This is a genomic window from Priestia sp. FSL P4-0332 (assembly GCF_038005845.1).
Classification (GTDB): Bacteria; Bacillota; Bacilli; order Bacillales; family Bacillaceae_H; genus Priestia.
On record NZ_JBBOUA010000001.1, the window covers coordinates 3543205 to 3557310 of the forward strand.

Below are 14106 nucleotides of genomic sequence, written 5' to 3' on the forward strand. Positions count from 1 at the left end.
TCATTTACTCTAAAGGTATAATAAATGATGTGAAAAAATATTTGAATTGTAAGGTGAAAAACATGAGAATTGGTTTTTTTGACTCTGGCATTGGAGGAATATCGGTATTAAATGAAGCAATAAAACATTTTCCAAAAGAAGATTTTTTATATTATGCTGATACACGCAATGTTCCGTATGGAACCAAGACAAAAGAAGAAGTAAATAAACATGTCCAAACTGCAGTGGAAGATATTCTTAAACAAGAGGTTAAAGCACTTGTTATCGCTTGTAATACAGCTACTAGCATCTCTATTAACGAATTAAGGTCTACGTACGATATCCCAATAATCGGAATGGAGCCTGCTGCAAAGCCTGCTATTGAATTAAGTAGTTCAATGGATAAAAGAGTGCTTGTTTTTGCTACAGACTTAACATTAAAAGAATTGAAATATAAAAAGTTAATTACTAGAATTGATAAGGATTCAATCGTTGACCCATTACCTCTTCCAGAATTAGTTGAATTCTGTGAAGATCTAAACTTTAATTGGGACAAATTAAGTACGTATTTTAGAACAAAGCTAGAAGGATTTGATTTAAATCAATATGGTACGGTTGTACTAGGTTGCACTCATTTCCCTTATTACAAGCCTGTATTAAAAGATTTGCTTCCCTCTCATATTCAACTTATTGATGGCAGTAAAGGTACTGTAGAAAGACTGTCTAGTCTCCTAGAAGAAAAAAGTTTACTAAGTACCAATGGAACTAATGATATTTCGTTTCAATGTTCTAGTAACGATAAGAACTATATGATAAAGATGGAAAATGCATTAAATATACTGCAAAATGCATTAAATAAACCAAAAAGAAAGCACCTTAAGTAAAGGTGCTTTCTTTTGCGTTCCTGTAATGGGTATTGCGTTTAGTTTCACTTTTCAACATATCGATAACATAATAAACTAACTCTAAATTTCATTTTATCATTTATATGTTTTGTAGAAAAATATGAACTTTTTCGACAACAGATATAAATACTAAAGTATCTATAACAAAAATAATTAACCATTTACTTAAATGAATTAAAGAATTTTTAAGTTAGTATAAATGTTATTGCATATTCTAAATATTTACGAAAAGATAAGGTATGAAACAATAAATACATAAAGGAAGGAATTAGCCTGTCTTGATAATGCTATCTCCCGTTGCAGCAAATGCCTGATTTGGGATAAAAACTCCCAAAGCCATTATGATAGGTACTAGCTTTTTCTTCAATGGACAACACTCCTATTCAGTTTTTTGATACCGAACGAATGTAACCATTTGATAAAAATTGTCATGGTTTATTTTGTTACATTTGCATGACAAAGGAAAAACTGTTGCATCGTAAATCATAGAACAGCTAATACTAATTTTACGACTAAGAAAGGAGATGAAACTATATGAAAAGTAAAAAATTAGAAAGACGATTTCTAAAGTGTATAACCGTCATATTTTTAGGTAGCTTACCCTTTGTTTTAAAGAAAACCCCTGTCAAAGATTCACTGTTGGTCTTGTTTATGAATGGATATACAAATGCTATCGTTGACAGGTTTCTAGTTAACCGTCGAATACTTCAATACCCTATACGCTTTATACCTAAAGAGTTTAAATCGAATGTTTTATTTGATTTCTTATGTTTACCAACTGTTTCTTTATGGCTTTATCATTTAACAAAAAATGATAATCCTTTTAAAATTGTATATAAAATTGTACTTACCATCAGTTCACTATTTTTAGTTGAGTTATGGGCAGAAAAATATACGAAACTAATTAAGTGGCAAAAAGGCTGGAAATGGTATTACAGCCTTATTAGCCTTAATGTAAGAGCTTTATTTAGTCGTTTAGTAATTGCAATTATTAACATTATACAAAAGAAACAAGAGGGTTAACCTATGCTCCTACTAAAAAAATCATCTTGTGTCTCCCTCTTGTTTTATAGGTGGAAACTCAACTGGTTCTGCTTCTTCAAAGATGAACAAATCTAATTGTTCAGTCTCGAATGGATTACCGGATGTTTCCCAACCAGTTAATGCACCGAACAGACCTTCATTTTCCCATCCTGTTAAGTTACCCCAAATAGATACTTCACTCACATGAGCATGAGAAGAACTTGGGAATGCTGCTCAGATATTAATTGTTTTTCATCTTGTAGCCTTTGAATTTATATCCATATACGCTTGTAAGATCAACGAAGCTCTTATAGGAATACGTAATCGCAACCGGTGTTCCAACTTGAACTTTATCATAAAGCTTTTCGATGTCTGCATTATGCATTCTCACGCAACCTTGACTCACGTATTTTCCAATGCTGCTTTCATTGTTATTGCCGTGAATGCCATACGTATCACCATACGTACCGTTTGCATTTATCCCTAACCAACGTTTTCCTAATGGATTGCGAGGATTGCCCGCAGGAATATGCCCTGTATAGTAAGGGCGATTTTTAATCTTGTTCACCACTTTAAAAAAGCCAACAGGTGTTTTGACCCATGTTTTCCCCGTTGCTACTGGATCAACGATTTCAATATAACCATTATGAAAATACGCAAGCTTGTTATAGTACTTGTTAATGATGATTAAATCTTGATTTGCTGGTTTACTTGCTGCTTCTGTTTTCCCCTGATTTACTCCACATAATGCGACCATTAATAATGTAAGAACGGTCATTAATTTCATAAAAATGTTCTTCATAAAAACTCTCCTCTTTTTTATATTTTTATAGGGAACGAAAAAAGCACCTCCCAATTAGAAAGATGCATTTTTGTCAAAAACATTTATAAATAAAAACCTAATAAATCGACGATTTTAACATGCAGAGAAACGCTCCCTGACGAAATTAACTTTTATTTTGCGTATAACTTGCAAATTTAAGCGTTTTAAAATACACATAAAAAAGACCACTCATATAAGAGAGGTCTTTTCATTGCTGATTGATTTCTCCTCGATGGGAACAATGAAGAAAATCTATCCTTCATAAAGATGAATCGCTTCTGTTAGTACAATAACTTCCTTGTCATTAATCCTCAATCTTAATTCCAGCTTGTTTAAATGGTTCTAACACTTGTGGATCGCACATTGAAATATAGTCCACTGTTTTTAAATTTTTTAAGTTCTGAAATCCTTCAACAGATAGTACGTCAAATAAACTGTCTTCGCCATCCCAATCTGGCTTTAGGATATGATAAATTTCATTACCCCCATCAAAGCAAAGGGATTCAATCTTTTCTAAATCACTCATTTCCAACGTTAACTCTTCTAAATAATCCTTGATTTCAACAATTGGTCCAGCTCCAGAATACCACTCGAAATTGTTCGTATACTTATCTTTTAAATCGGTTAATTCTTTTAGAAATAATGGCTCTTTATCTAATACAGCTTCAATTACCACTAATTTAAAATTAAAATCCTCAAACATTTCACTCTTCCCCATTTTACTACCTCCAATTTTATTTCTTTCTTAGGCTTTTAATCGAATCTGCACTGTTAGTATTGTAACAATCATCTATGAATAAAGGCTGCTTATATCATCGACTTTAACGTGCTGAGAAACAACACTGGCCCTTTTTAGAGAAAGAAAAAACAGACTTTACTATAATGAAGGGTCTGCTCTTATTTACTTGTTTTGATTACTACTGCCAGCTGACAATGCTAGCAATAATACAGTAGAAGTTGTTAAAACCTTTTTCATACATGCACCTTCAACTCTCTACTAATTCTTTTCTACTTATTATTCTTTGACTATTGTTAATAAAAGGTAGAAACTTTGTATATTTTATCATGTTTTTTGTATTCATGAATATCACTACTACCTAATCTAATGATCTTATTCTTATACGGACTGAAGTTCTTCTTTATAGGTAACAAAAAAGCATAAACCTGTTGGTCTCCAACAAAATTTATGCTCTTTCTTTAATGGGATTTTTACAAATTCTCTTTTAATCCCGCTACAAATAAATTTAGATGTATGATTCCTATAAAACTATAAACAACCTTACACAATATCTCGATTCAATTCTTCATCTTTAACCACTTTAATTCTTTCCACTTTTCCTACAAGGAAGATATAAGAAAGTGCTCCTAAAAGAGCCAATGCCGCTATGAATACTAGCGCTGGAGCAAAGTTTCCTCCTTTTGCTAAGAAACCAATAACAATTGGAACGATGATAGAAGCTAGGCCTCCGATAAAGTTAAAGACTCCGCCTGTTAAACCGACTAAGTGTTTAGGCGCTAGCGTTGAGACAAAGACCCATGTAATAGAAGCTAGGCCATTTCCAAAGAACGCAATAGCCATAAACATGATAATGAGAGATGTGCTATTTACATAATTGGCTCCGATGATTGAAGTTGATAAAAGCAGACCTACGATAATGGGTGTTTTTCTTGCAATACCTAAAGATACTCCTTTTTTCACTAAGGCGTCAGATACAAATCCAGATAGTAATACCCCTACAAACGCTGCTAAAAACGGAGCTGATGCTAGGAATCCTGATTTTAAGAAATCTAACCCTCTATATTCCACAAGGTACGTTGGAAACCAGGTAAGAAAGAACCATAAAGTAGAGTTTACGGCAAACTGGCCTAAGTAGATGCCCCATAGCTTTCGGTGAGAAAAAGCTTCTTTAAGATTTCCCCATTCGAATTTGGCTCTTTCTCCTTTCTTATCCGCAGCTTTAACTAAGCCTCCACCTTCTTCGATATGCTGTAACTCTGCTTTATTTACTTTGTTATGCTGGGAAGGATCACGATAAAAAATGTACCACATAATGCCCCATGCTATACCAATAATCCCTGTAGTAATAAACAGACCTCTCCACCCTAAAAAGTGCTGAATGGTCACCAATGTAGGTGTCAAAAATGCTAGCCCTGCAAACTGTCCTGAAGTATAAAAAGCAATAGCTGATGCTCTTTCCTGATTTGGAAACCAGCTAGTGACTACTTTATTGTTAGTAGGAAAAGCCGGTGCTTCAAATGCTCCTGTCGCTAAACGCAGACCAAATAGACTCACAAATCCCTTAGTAAACCCTTGTAAAAGCGTAACAATAGACCAGGTAATTAAGCTAAAGGCATACGTAGCACGAGCACCAAAACGGTCAGCCATTACCCCTCCTGGTATTTGCAAAGCAGCATAAGCCCATCCAAAGGCTGAAAATATGAGACCCAGTTCTACTGATGATAGCTTTAAATCTTTGGACATGGCTGTGGCAGCTACAGAAATATTACTTCGATCCATATAGTTAATGACAACGCTTATGAAAATAAATGCTAAAACACGAAATCTAACACGAGTCGGCTTTTCGCTATACCCCTTCATTCCCTTATCCCCCTGTATATCACTAATTTGAAAAGAAGATCTGACTGACGGTCATTTGTCAATCAGATCTTTTGTACTAAAATGGTTTCCCCTTTACCATTCCGCTACAGAACCATCTTTATGACGCCATACTGGATTACGCCAATTATGACCGATATCAGCCATTTTTCTAACATGGTCTTCATTAATCTCAATACCTAAACCAGGTCCATCAGGAATTTTCACAAAGCCTTCTTCATATTTAAATACGTGGTTATCAACAATATAATCTAGCAAATCACTGCCTTGGTTATAGTGAATGCCTAAGCTTTGCTCTTGAATAAATGCGTTGTGGCACGTTGCATCTACTTGAAGACAAGCGGCTAATGCGATTGGTCCTAACGGGCAATGAGGCGCAGCTGCTACATCAAAGGCTTCAGCCATTGAAATAATTTTCTTACATTCTGTAATTCCCCCTGCATGTGATAAATCCGGCTGAATGATATCCACGTATCCGTCCGTTAAGAGCTTTTTAAACTCCCATTTTGAAAACATTCTTTCCCCTGTCGCAATAGGAATGGATACGTGATTGGCGATTTCTCTTAATGCCTCATTGTTTTCCGGCAAAACCGGCTCCTCGATAAACATTGGACGATAGACCTCTAATTCTTTAGCTAAAATTTTTGCCATTGGCTTATGTACTCGTCCGTGAAAATCAATACCTATTCCTACATAAGGCCCCACTGCTTCTCTGACAGCAGCAATACGTTCTACTACTTGATCAATTTTTTCATACGAATCCACATACTGAAGCTCTTCTGTTCCATTCATTTTTACTGCTGTAAATCCTTTTGAGACAACTTCTCTTGCTGCTTCGCCTACATCTGAAGGCCGGTCTCCTCCGATCCACGAATACACTTTAATAGATTCTCTTGCTTTTCCGCCTAATAGTTGATGTACAGGAGCATCGTAATATTTTCCTTTTATGTCCCAAAGAGCTTGGTCAATCCCTGAGATGGCACTCATTAAAATAGGTCCGCCTCGGTAGAAACCGCCTCGGTACATAACGTTCCAATGATCTTCAATATTTAATGGGTCTTTGCCAATAAGATACTCCATCAGCTCATCTACTGCAGCTTTAACGGTAGAGGCTCTTCCTTCAATAACAGGTTCTCCCCATCCAACAATTCCTTCGTCTGTTTCTATCTTTAAAAATAACCAGCGTGGCGGCACTTGAAACAATTCATAATTAGTAATTTTCATGTACTTTTTCCCCTTTCGTTATACGATTCACTGCGGCTACGTATGCTTTAGCCTTTTGTGTTAGCTCCTGCAGATATGCATGGGTAATTTCACGTTTTGTATCTACTAAAGAACTTCCAATACCAAACCCTACAGCACCTGCTTCTTCAAATTCTTGAATATTATCTAAGCTCACTCCTCCTGTTGGTAGAAGCGGAATATGGGGAAGCGGTCCTCGAATATCTTTAATATAGCTAGCCCCCAGCCTAGCAGGAAATACTTTTATAATATCTCCGCCATTTTCATATGCCGTTAAAATTTCAGTAGGTGAAAAAGCACCTGGAATACTCACCACACCGTATCTTTTCGTTAGTTTAATAGTTTCGATATTAACCGTTGGAGAAAGGATAAACTTTGCTCCTGCTAAAATAGCTGAACGTGCTGTTTCAGGATCAAGCACTGTACCTGCTCCTACTAGCAATTGATCACCGAGCTCTGTAGAAACCTCTTTAATGGCTGAAAGTGCGTCCGGCGAATTGAGAGTAATCTCTATATTTTTTACACCGCCGTCATTAAGCGCAGAGGCAATTTTCACTACGTCCTGAGGTTTAGCTCCTCTAATAATCGCAACGATTTTATGCTCTAATAAATGTGATAAACTATCCGTCATGGGTAAGCCCCTTTCTTTTATCGTATAACGTCTTCTTTTGTAATCGCATTCATAAATTCGTAAAGCTCTTTCTTATCAGGCAAGCCTTCAATATCACCCTCTACGGTTACAACCATAGCTCCTATAGCACACCCTCTTTTAACCGTTTCTTTTAAAGAAGATTTATCTATTAATCCTGATAGTATCCCAGCAGCAAACCCATCACCAGCTCCTACTGGATCTATCACTCTAGCAACTTTAAAGCCTTCTACGTAAGCGGATTCATTTTTAGTTGAGTAATACGCTCCTTCCTCACCCAGCTTAATAACGACTAGCTCTGCACCTAGTTGATGAAACGCTGATGCAATGTCTTCAGGGTTATCCTTCTCAAATAAAAACTTACCTTCATTCACTCCTGGTAAAATAATATCTGCATATGTAGCCATTTTAATGAGTGTTTGACGCGCAGTTTCTTCATCCCAAAGTGTCTTGCGTAAATTTGGATCAAACACTATTTTTACACCATTTTTTTTAGCAGCTTTTATCGCTTGAAAAACAGCGTCGTGGCAGGAGTCGCTCAGCGCAGGTGTTATTCCTGTCACGTATAAGTATTTGGCAGAAGAGATATACTCTTCATTCATATCATGCGGATTCATAAAGCTTGCTGCTGAACCTTGTCTGTAATAAAAGACTTTACTGTTCATTTCATTTGTCTTTTGCTTTAAAAAAAGACCTGTAGGAGCATTATCATCAAATATCACATGTCTTACATCTATTCCTTCTCCTTTAATACTTGAAAGAATTCGCTCTCCTAACTCATCTTTTCCTAATCGGCTAACCCATCCCGTTTGATAACCGAGTTTTGACAGGGCAATTAACGTATTGCTTTCTGCCCCAGCAATTTTCGAAGAAAAATCTTTAGCATATCGCATCTTTCCATTCGAGTGTGGGGTAAACAGAATCATTGTTTCCCCCATGCTTATCACATCCATTTTACCCCTCTTTTCATTTATCTCTTCGCCTCTTCATATCCAGCAATAAAAGATATGTTAGTTGCTGTTTGAAGCAGCCTTTCTACAATAAACTCCTTATGCTTCAGCATTCTTTCCTTAGGACCAGCTACACTAATAGCAGCTTGAATGCTTCCCTTCGCTCCAAATACAGGTGCAGCAAGGCAAAATAAGCCTTCCTCATTTTCTTCATCATCAATTGCATAGCCCATTTGAATAAAAGAGTCTAGATTATCATTAAGAACTTTTTTATCTGTAATTGTATAATCCGTAATAGGCAGCAGCTCCGTATGTTCAAGCAGCTGCTCTCGCTGATCTTTAGGAAGAAAAGCTAAAAAGGTTTTTCCTAATCCTGTACAATAAAGCGGCTTTCGGTTACCAGGCTGAGCTGTTGTTCTAATAGAGCGATTATTATCAATCTTAACAACATAGACCAACTCTCCATCTGACAGCAAGGCCATAAACACAGTTTCCTGAACATCCTCCATCAGTTTCTTTAAATACGGTTTTCCCTCAGAAGAAATATCCAATGATTCCATAGCCGCTGTTCCAATTTGAATTAGCTTTGGCCCTAGCTTATACCTCTTTAATGAGTCCTGATTCAAATACCCTTCATTGTGAAGTGTTCCCACAAGATTAAAAGTACTGCTTTGCGGAAGCGAAAGTAAGTCACTAACCTCTTTTACTGTTAATCCCTCGGGATGTTGAGCAATCAATTCAAATACCCTTAATACACGTTCTGCTGATTTTACTGACATAAAGAAACCCTCTCTAAATCACATATGTGATTTTAAATTTTATATATGATTTACTGATTTAAATATTATCATAGACCGATCATTAATTCAAAATATTTTTTTAAATCAAACAAAAATACTTATGACAGAAACTGAAAAATTAGATTTATTAATCTAAAGCCCGTTTTAATTGCTGGAACAGGTATTATATTAACCCAACTTATTTTTTCACTTCTTCCAAAGCAGCTTTAATAATATTAATTATGACCTGGAATGGATCAACATGAAGAAGATGCCCTGTGCCCTCGACAATAATATGTTTACTGTTCTTTGACAAACGTGTAAGGTCTCTTTGAAATCGAATCTTTATAAACAAGGAATAATGCAATATATATTTTACATAAAGGAATATATATGTTTCATTTTAACTATGGAGGATTATTTATAAAAAATAATGTCAAAGTGGTCCGTGTAAAAATGAATTTAACTCAGCAGCAACTTGCAGATAAGGTTGGTATTACAAGACAGACTGTTAGCCTCATAGAAAAAGGACAATATAACCCGTCGTTAAAGCTTTGCTTGCAAATTTGCTATGTCGTTGAAGAAACATTGGACGAATTATTTTGGATAGATAAGGAGTTATTTTGAATGAAAAAGATAGTTGATGAAAGGCTTACCTTTTTAAATTTGCAGCATATTAAAATTACATATATAGTTCAAACACTTGGATTTTTACTTATTCTTGGTCATGATTTCTTAGAAGGTGGATTAGAAAAGATAAAGGCAAATCCATTATGGGTTGTGTTCATTCTATCTAGCGTTGTATACAGCTATTTATCTCTAAGTATTAGTGTAGAACACGAAAAAGAAATAAAAAGACCTTTTCGATCTTTTTTGCTGAGTTTATTCGTCCTGTTAGTAATCGGTTCAATTACTGCCTATTTAACATCTGTGACTTCAGGATTTAATTGGAGTGATGGAGTATTATTTGGAGGCATTATTTTTGTAGGTGGCCTTATACCCATGAACTATGTGTACCGGTTAAGAAAAAAACAACAAACTGAATGGGAAGATGATGAGTAAAAGAAGACCTTGTTCAAGGTCTTCTTTATTTCTAACGATAATTCACATTACGATAACTAGAAGTAACCCCTGTTTTATGCTATCAATACTTTACATTAAAATTTCGATGATTCCATATACCTTGGATAGCTTGCTCAGTTTATAAAATTCACCCTAATTTGCGTTTGAATTCTTTACTAGCGAAAAAGTAAGCGATGACCATGATACCTAGGCACCAGGCAAGGGCACTCCAGATATCGTTGCCAACTGATCCTTCGTACAAGAGTGCACGAATTGTATTCACGATTGAAGTCACGGGCTGGTTTTCAGCGAATGCACGAACAGCTTTAGGCATCGTTTCAGTGGGAACAAAGGCGGAACTAATAAAAGGTAGGAAGATTAGTGGGTACGAGTAGCCTGTGGCTCCTTCCATAGATTTCGCTGTCAGTCCTGGAATAATGGCCAACCATGTCAGGGCTAGCGTAAACAGCCCGAGTATCCCGGCTACCGCGAACCAATCTAGGATATCAGCGCTGGAGCGGAAACCCATCAAGAGCGCGATGAGGATAACTATTACGACAGTAAGCGCATTGGAAACAAAAGATGTCAACACGTGAGCCCATAATACCGAAGACCGTTTAATAGGCATAGTAATAAAACGGGCCATCAGTCCACTTTTTACATCATTAAATAGCCGCACGGAAGTGTAAGCGACGCCGGATGCGATAGCCATCAGCAAGATTCCTGGTAATAAATAATTGACGTAGTTGGCTGTTCCTGTATTTATGGCACCCCCAAATACGTAGACAAACAGTAGCATCATCATAATCGGCGTAATCGCCACCGTAATAATTGTATCCGGGCTGCGCATAATAGTGCGCATCAAACGTCCTAGTAATACACCTGTTTTGTTTTTCATTTACATTTCCTCCTTTTTGCCGATGATCGCGAGGAAGATTTCCTCCAATGTTGGCTGTTTTTCAATGTATTCCACTTTTGCTGGGGGGAACATCTCTTTAAGTTCGGTAAGGGTACCGGTTTTGATGATTTTTCCGCCATGTAGGATGGCTATCCGATCTGCCAGTTGTTCAGCTTCCTCCAGATACTGAGTCGTGAGCAAGATGGTCGTACCACCGCCAGCAAGCTCTTTGACGGTGTTCCAGACTTCAATCCGGGCTTCCGGATCAAGTCCGGTCGTCGGTTCGTCGAGAAAAATAACGGCTGGGGCGCCAATCAGACTCATAGCTATATCAAGACGGCGCTTCATTCCACCGGAATATTGATCCGCCCGGCGATTGGCTGCATCGGTCAAGCTGAATCTTGCAAGGAGATTGTCAGCTACTTCATTAGGATTAGATACCCCTCGCAATTTGGCAATCATTATCAGGTTTTCCTTCCCAGTGAGCATGCCGTCTAAAGCTGCGAACTGCCCCGTTAGGCTGATGTTCTGGCGGACATCAGCCGGTTGACGTTGGACGTCAAATCCGCAAATACTTACTTCGCCGCTATCAGCCTTCATCAGTGTTGAAAGAATGTTAACTGTCGTCGTCTTCCCTGCTCCATTTGAGCCCAGCAGTGCAAAAATTTCACCGCGCTGCACCTCAACGTTCACCCCTTTTAATACTTCTTTGTCTTTAAAGGCCTTTTTTAACTCTTTTACAAAAATCACTGTATTTCTCATACGTTTTTCCTCCTTTTAAAAGCTCCACAAGCTGGCTTGCTAGAACTGTCATGATTTAACTAAGCTGAGCGTCTCGTAGAGCTAAATTTTTAATACCTTACTATTCAGTCTGACTTATATTCTGTATTACTTAGTACTGAGTTTAAAAAATGACTGAATAGCAAAAGCAAAAATCTATACTTGCAACTAGCTATTCAGTCGATGTTATTGATTAAATTTATTTTTTCCTAATCGTTCCTTAATACTCTGATTCAAATCTTCACGATACTTAACCATATAAGTTTTAGCATTTGCCACTAATTCGTCAGCAAAGGAAGCCACATCGTCTCCAGTAATTTCGAGCACCTGTCTACCTTCTGCAGCACCTGCTTCGAATAAATCAATTAATTCATACTGCATGTGTAGCATATCCATTCCGTTGCCCGATGAGAAATTCCACATGTAGTTTTGAATTTTTTTAAATACAAACTGATAGTCCTCTGGCAAGGCTTCAACCCGTGCCATCATCATTTTATACTCTTTTTTATCACCAATCATTTTTTTGAATATTTCCAGCATGTCATTTTTCCTCCTTTTTATAAAACTTCATAAGATGCTTTAAAACTATCCGACGGTCTATCTTATGAAGCTAGTTTGACTTCAAGACGTTGATTTTTGATGATACAAAATCCCACCTCTTCCAAAACAGCTCAAGCTCCTTGTAGCCCGCCTCATTAAGCGAATAAAATTTGCGGGGTGGGCCCATATCTGATGGTTTTTTTTCTATATTCACAAGTTTTTTCTTTTCTAATCGTACGAGAATAGTGTAGACCGTTCCTTCCACGACCTCGATAAATCCAAGCTCGTTCAGACGGCGTGTAATTTCATAGCCATAGGTTTCATGACGGCTGATAATTTCTAACACACAGCCTTCTAGCGAACCTTTCAGCATTTCAGTTAAATTTTCGATCTTCAGAACCTCCTCTATATCGTTTGACTTATATTCTGTATTACTTAGTACCAAGCCAATTTTTACTTAATACTTTTAAAAATTAAGCTATTAAGTAATACTTAGTATATGTAGATTGTAATACTTAGTACCGGGCATTTCAACTATTTTTTAAAATATTTTCAAATGTATAGATATATTCAGGGATAATACTAAGACCCAAAAAAACTTATTAAAAGAATCCATAAGTCCTTTTAATAAGTTTTTTCCTTTACAGATGCTTTTACAGTTTTTCCGTATAACCCCTTGAATTTCGAATTAAAAAAGAGATCCCTGTCAGTAAACAGTTAAGAAACAAATATTTAGTCAGGTAGTGTTGAAAACTGTATGTGAAGTAGAAGTATAAGAAGAACACAAAACTAAAATAGAAAATAAATTTTAAATATCTTTTTAAAACTGAGTTATGAGGAGAATTCACATTGACTACTCCTTTTAAAGTCATATAATAAAATTATTTTTCAACATATATTAGAACGTTTTTCTGTTTCATTTTATAAAACAATTAGAAAAATGATAGGTAATGTAGCAAGGCTTAGGGAGGTGCTAATTAACGTTGCACTTGATACAAACTCCGGCTCTGTATTAAATTGGAGCGCGTACATAGTTGTATTGGCAGCTGTGGGCATAGCAGCCATAATAATCATAATTTGTTTAACCATCTCATCAACAGGTAATAGAAGTGTTAGTATATAAGCGATAAATGGTGAGATCACAAGCTTGATAGCTAATGACCATGAAACTTTTGCTTTGGCTAAATTTCTAATTGATATTTTAGCCAGCTGCATTCCAAGTACGATCATGATGGTAGGAATAGCTGCACCGGCCACTAAATCAACCGCTTCTTTTACAGAGTTGCTTAATGGAATATGAAGAAACTGAAATATAGCTCCCAAAAGTCCCCCATATACAATTGGTATCCGTCGCACTGCGTCAACGGCTGATTTTATACCGTTTCCTTGTGGACTCCCTTTAGCGGCATAATAAACTCCCACTGTACACATGACCAGCTGCTGTATGACCATGAGAATAATGGCAGAGTCTAAGCCTGTAACGCCAAAGAGCAATAAAACGACAGGTGTACCGTAGTTTCCATTATTCATAAATGAGGACGCTAATATCATTCCACAGGTTTCTGAAGTAGAATATCTCTGGAAATAAGCAATAATATAGACGACAGCAATTAATGCAAAGCAAAGTGCAAATGTATACAACGTAAGATATAAGTAGTCAATATTAAATTTGGTTGTGTAAAATGTTTTGAACACTAGAACTGGAGACATCAAATAAAGTGCCATTGTTGAAATTGTTTTTGTATCAAATCCTATTTTCTTTTGTCCAATAAATCCAAGTGCAAAAATCCCGAAAATAGGAAGAAGGATTGTTAAGAACTCCATGTTTGTTCACCTTCGTCATTTTTTCTTTGTTATTT

17 protein-coding genes are annotated in these 14106 nt (G+C 36.5%); 4 read left to right on the forward strand and 13 right to left on the reverse strand.

Annotated elements, in window-relative coordinates:
* Nucleotides 1-62: 62 nt before the first annotated feature.
* Complete coding sequence (murI, locus tag MKY06_RS18480) at nucleotides 63-863, forward strand: glutamate racemase (protein WP_098322269.1); 801 nt, start codon at nucleotides 63-65, stop codon at nucleotides 861-863.
* Between the two features lie 555 nt (nucleotides 864-1418).
* Complete coding sequence (locus tag MKY06_RS18485) at nucleotides 1419-1907, forward strand: CBO0543 family protein (RefSeq protein WP_013058315.1); 489 nt, start codon at nucleotides 1419-1421, stop codon at nucleotides 1905-1907.
* Nucleotides 1908-1928: 21 nt separating this feature from the next.
* Here MKY06_RS18485 and MKY06_RS18490 read toward each other — a convergent pair whose 3' ends face one another.
* From MKY06_RS18490 to MKY06_RS18525, 8 genes are all read right to left on the reverse strand, one after another.
* Nucleotides 1929-2111 (reverse strand): hypothetical protein, encoded by a 183-nt coding sequence (locus MKY06_RS18490; protein WP_055992726.1) that lies wholly within the window; start codon nucleotides 2109-2111, stop codon nucleotides 1929-1931.
* 37 nt (nucleotides 2112-2148) lie between these two features.
* Nucleotides 2149-2709 (reverse strand): L,D-transpeptidase, encoded by a 561-nt coding sequence (locus MKY06_RS18495; RefSeq protein ID WP_061859397.1) that lies wholly within the window; start codon nucleotides 2707-2709, stop codon nucleotides 2149-2151.
* 325 nt (nucleotides 2710-3034) lie between these two features.
* On the reverse strand, nucleotides 3035-3448 hold the full coding sequence (locus tag MKY06_RS18500; RefSeq protein ID WP_013058317.1) for a DUF6892 domain-containing protein: 414 nt from the start codon (nucleotides 3446-3448) through the stop codon (nucleotides 3035-3037).
* Between the two features lie 561 nt (nucleotides 3449-4009).
* On the reverse strand, nucleotides 4010-5329 hold the full coding sequence (locus tag MKY06_RS18505; protein ID WP_013058318.1) for an MFS transporter: 1320 nt from the start codon (nucleotides 5327-5329) through the stop codon (nucleotides 4010-4012).
* A gap of 93 nt (nucleotides 5330-5422) precedes the next feature.
* Nucleotides 5423-6571 (reverse strand): galactonate dehydratase, encoded by a 1149-nt coding sequence (dgoD, locus tag MKY06_RS18510; RefSeq protein WP_013058319.1) that lies wholly within the window; start codon nucleotides 6569-6571, stop codon nucleotides 5423-5425.
* A complete protein-coding gene (locus MKY06_RS18515) occupies nucleotides 6558-7220 on the reverse strand; it encodes a bifunctional 4-hydroxy-2-oxoglutarate aldolase/2-dehydro-3-deoxy-phosphogluconate aldolase (RefSeq protein ID WP_272812372.1) in 663 nt (220 codons plus the stop codon). Before MKY06_RS18515 ends, dgoD begins: the two co-directional genes overlap by 14 nt.
* Before the next feature lie 17 nt (nucleotides 7221-7237).
* A complete protein-coding gene (locus MKY06_RS18520; protein WP_098526410.1) occupies nucleotides 7238-8191 on the reverse strand; it encodes a sugar kinase in 954 nt (317 codons plus the stop codon).
* 17 nt (nucleotides 8192-8208) lie between these two features.
* Nucleotides 8209-8967 carry an IclR family transcriptional regulator gene (locus MKY06_RS18525; RefSeq protein ID WP_013058322.1) on the reverse strand — a complete coding sequence of 253 codons (759 nt, stop codon included), beginning with the start codon at nucleotides 8965-8967 and terminating at the stop codon, nucleotides 8209-8211.
* 423 nt (nucleotides 8968-9390) lie between these two features.
* Here MKY06_RS18525 and MKY06_RS18530 point away from each other — a divergent pair, with 423 nt between their 5' ends.
* Nucleotides 9391-9594, forward strand: coding sequence for a helix-turn-helix transcriptional regulator (locus tag MKY06_RS18530; protein ID WP_029323436.1), 204 nt, complete (start codon nucleotides 9391-9393; stop codon nucleotides 9592-9594).
* The gene (locus MKY06_RS18535; protein WP_098526411.1) at nucleotides 9595-10029 is read left to right on the forward strand and encodes a hypothetical protein; all 435 of its coding nucleotides are present in this window, start codon (nucleotides 9595-9597) and stop codon (nucleotides 10027-10029) included.
* Between the two features lie 148 nt (nucleotides 10030-10177).
* On the opposite strand, the gene MKY06_RS18540 is transcribed toward MKY06_RS18535, so the two are convergent.
* From MKY06_RS18540 to MKY06_RS18560, 5 genes are all read right to left on the reverse strand, one after another.
* A complete protein-coding gene (locus MKY06_RS18540) occupies nucleotides 10178-10927 on the reverse strand; it encodes an ABC transporter permease (RefSeq protein WP_064471970.1) in 750 nt (249 codons plus the stop codon).
* Nucleotides 10928-11689 carry an ABC transporter ATP-binding protein gene (locus MKY06_RS18545; RefSeq protein WP_029323440.1) on the reverse strand — a complete coding sequence of 254 codons (762 nt, stop codon included), beginning with the start codon at nucleotides 11687-11689 and terminating at the stop codon, nucleotides 10928-10930.
* Nucleotides 11690-11893: 204 nt separating this feature from the next.
* A complete protein-coding gene (locus MKY06_RS18550) occupies nucleotides 11894-12247 on the reverse strand; it encodes a DUF1048 domain-containing protein (RefSeq protein WP_013058327.1) in 354 nt (117 codons plus the stop codon).
* Nucleotides 12248-12317: 70 nt separating this feature from the next.
* Nucleotides 12318-12638: a PadR family transcriptional regulator gene (locus MKY06_RS18555; protein WP_028414817.1), complete on the reverse strand. Its 321-nt coding sequence runs from the start codon at nucleotides 12636-12638 to the stop codon at nucleotides 12318-12320.
* 530 nt (nucleotides 12639-13168) lie between these two features.
* Nucleotides 13169-14071: an AEC family transporter gene (locus tag MKY06_RS18560; protein WP_013058329.1), complete on the reverse strand. Its 903-nt coding sequence runs from the start codon at nucleotides 14069-14071 to the stop codon at nucleotides 13169-13171.
* Between the last annotated feature and the right edge of the window lie 35 nt (nucleotides 14072-14106).

What these genes read in the sequence shown, in the direction of transcription:
- murI (WP_098322269.1), top strand. Translation starts at nt 63, where the DNA reads ATGAGAATTGGTTTTTTTGACTCTGGCATTGGAGGAATATCGGTATTA.
- MKY06_RS18485 (WP_013058315.1), top strand. Translation starts at nt 1,419, where the DNA reads ATGAAAAGTAAAAAATTAGAAAGACGATTTCTAAAGTGTATAACCGTC.
- MKY06_RS18495 (WP_061859397.1), bottom strand. Translation starts at nt 2,709, where the DNA reads ATGAAGAACATTTTTATGAAATTAATGACCGTTCTTACATTATTAATG.
- MKY06_RS18500 (WP_013058317.1), bottom strand. Translation starts at nt 3,448, where the DNA reads ATGGGGAAGAGTGAAATGTTTGAGGATTTTAATTTTAAATTAGTGGTA.
- MKY06_RS18505 (WP_013058318.1), bottom strand. Translation starts at nt 5,329, where the DNA reads ATGAAGGGGTATAGCGAAAAGCCGACTCGTGTTAGATTTCGTGTTTTA.
- dgoD (WP_013058319.1), bottom strand. Translation starts at nt 6,571, where the DNA reads ATGAAAATTACTAATTATGAATTGTTTCAAGTGCCGCCACGCTGGTTA.
- MKY06_RS18515 (WP_272812372.1), bottom strand. Translation starts at nt 7,220, where the DNA reads ATGACGGATAGTTTATCACATTTATTAGAGCATAAAATCGTTGCGATT.
- MKY06_RS18520 (WP_098526410.1), bottom strand. Translation starts at nt 8,191, where the DNA reads ATGGATGTGATAAGCATGGGGGAAACAATGATTCTGTTTACCCCACAC.
- MKY06_RS18525 (WP_013058322.1), bottom strand. Translation starts at nt 8,967, where the DNA reads ATGTCAGTAAAATCAGCAGAACGTGTATTAAGGGTATTTGAATTGATT.
- MKY06_RS18535 (WP_098526411.1), top strand. Translation starts at nt 9,595, where the DNA reads ATGAAAAAGATAGTTGATGAAAGGCTTACCTTTTTAAATTTGCAGCAT.
- MKY06_RS18540 (WP_064471970.1), bottom strand. Translation starts at nt 10,927, where the DNA reads ATGAAAAACAAAACAGGTGTATTACTAGGACGTTTGATGCGCACTATT.
- MKY06_RS18545 (WP_029323440.1), bottom strand. Translation starts at nt 11,689, where the DNA reads ATGAGAAATACAGTGATTTTTGTAAAAGAGTTAAAAAAGGCCTTTAAA.
- MKY06_RS18550 (WP_013058327.1), bottom strand. Translation starts at nt 12,247, where the DNA reads ATGCTGGAAATATTCAAAAAAATGATTGGTGATAAAAAAGAGTATAAA.
- MKY06_RS18560 (WP_013058329.1), bottom strand. Translation starts at nt 14,071, where the DNA reads ATGGAGTTCTTAACAATCCTTCTTCCTATTTTCGGGATTTTTGCACTT.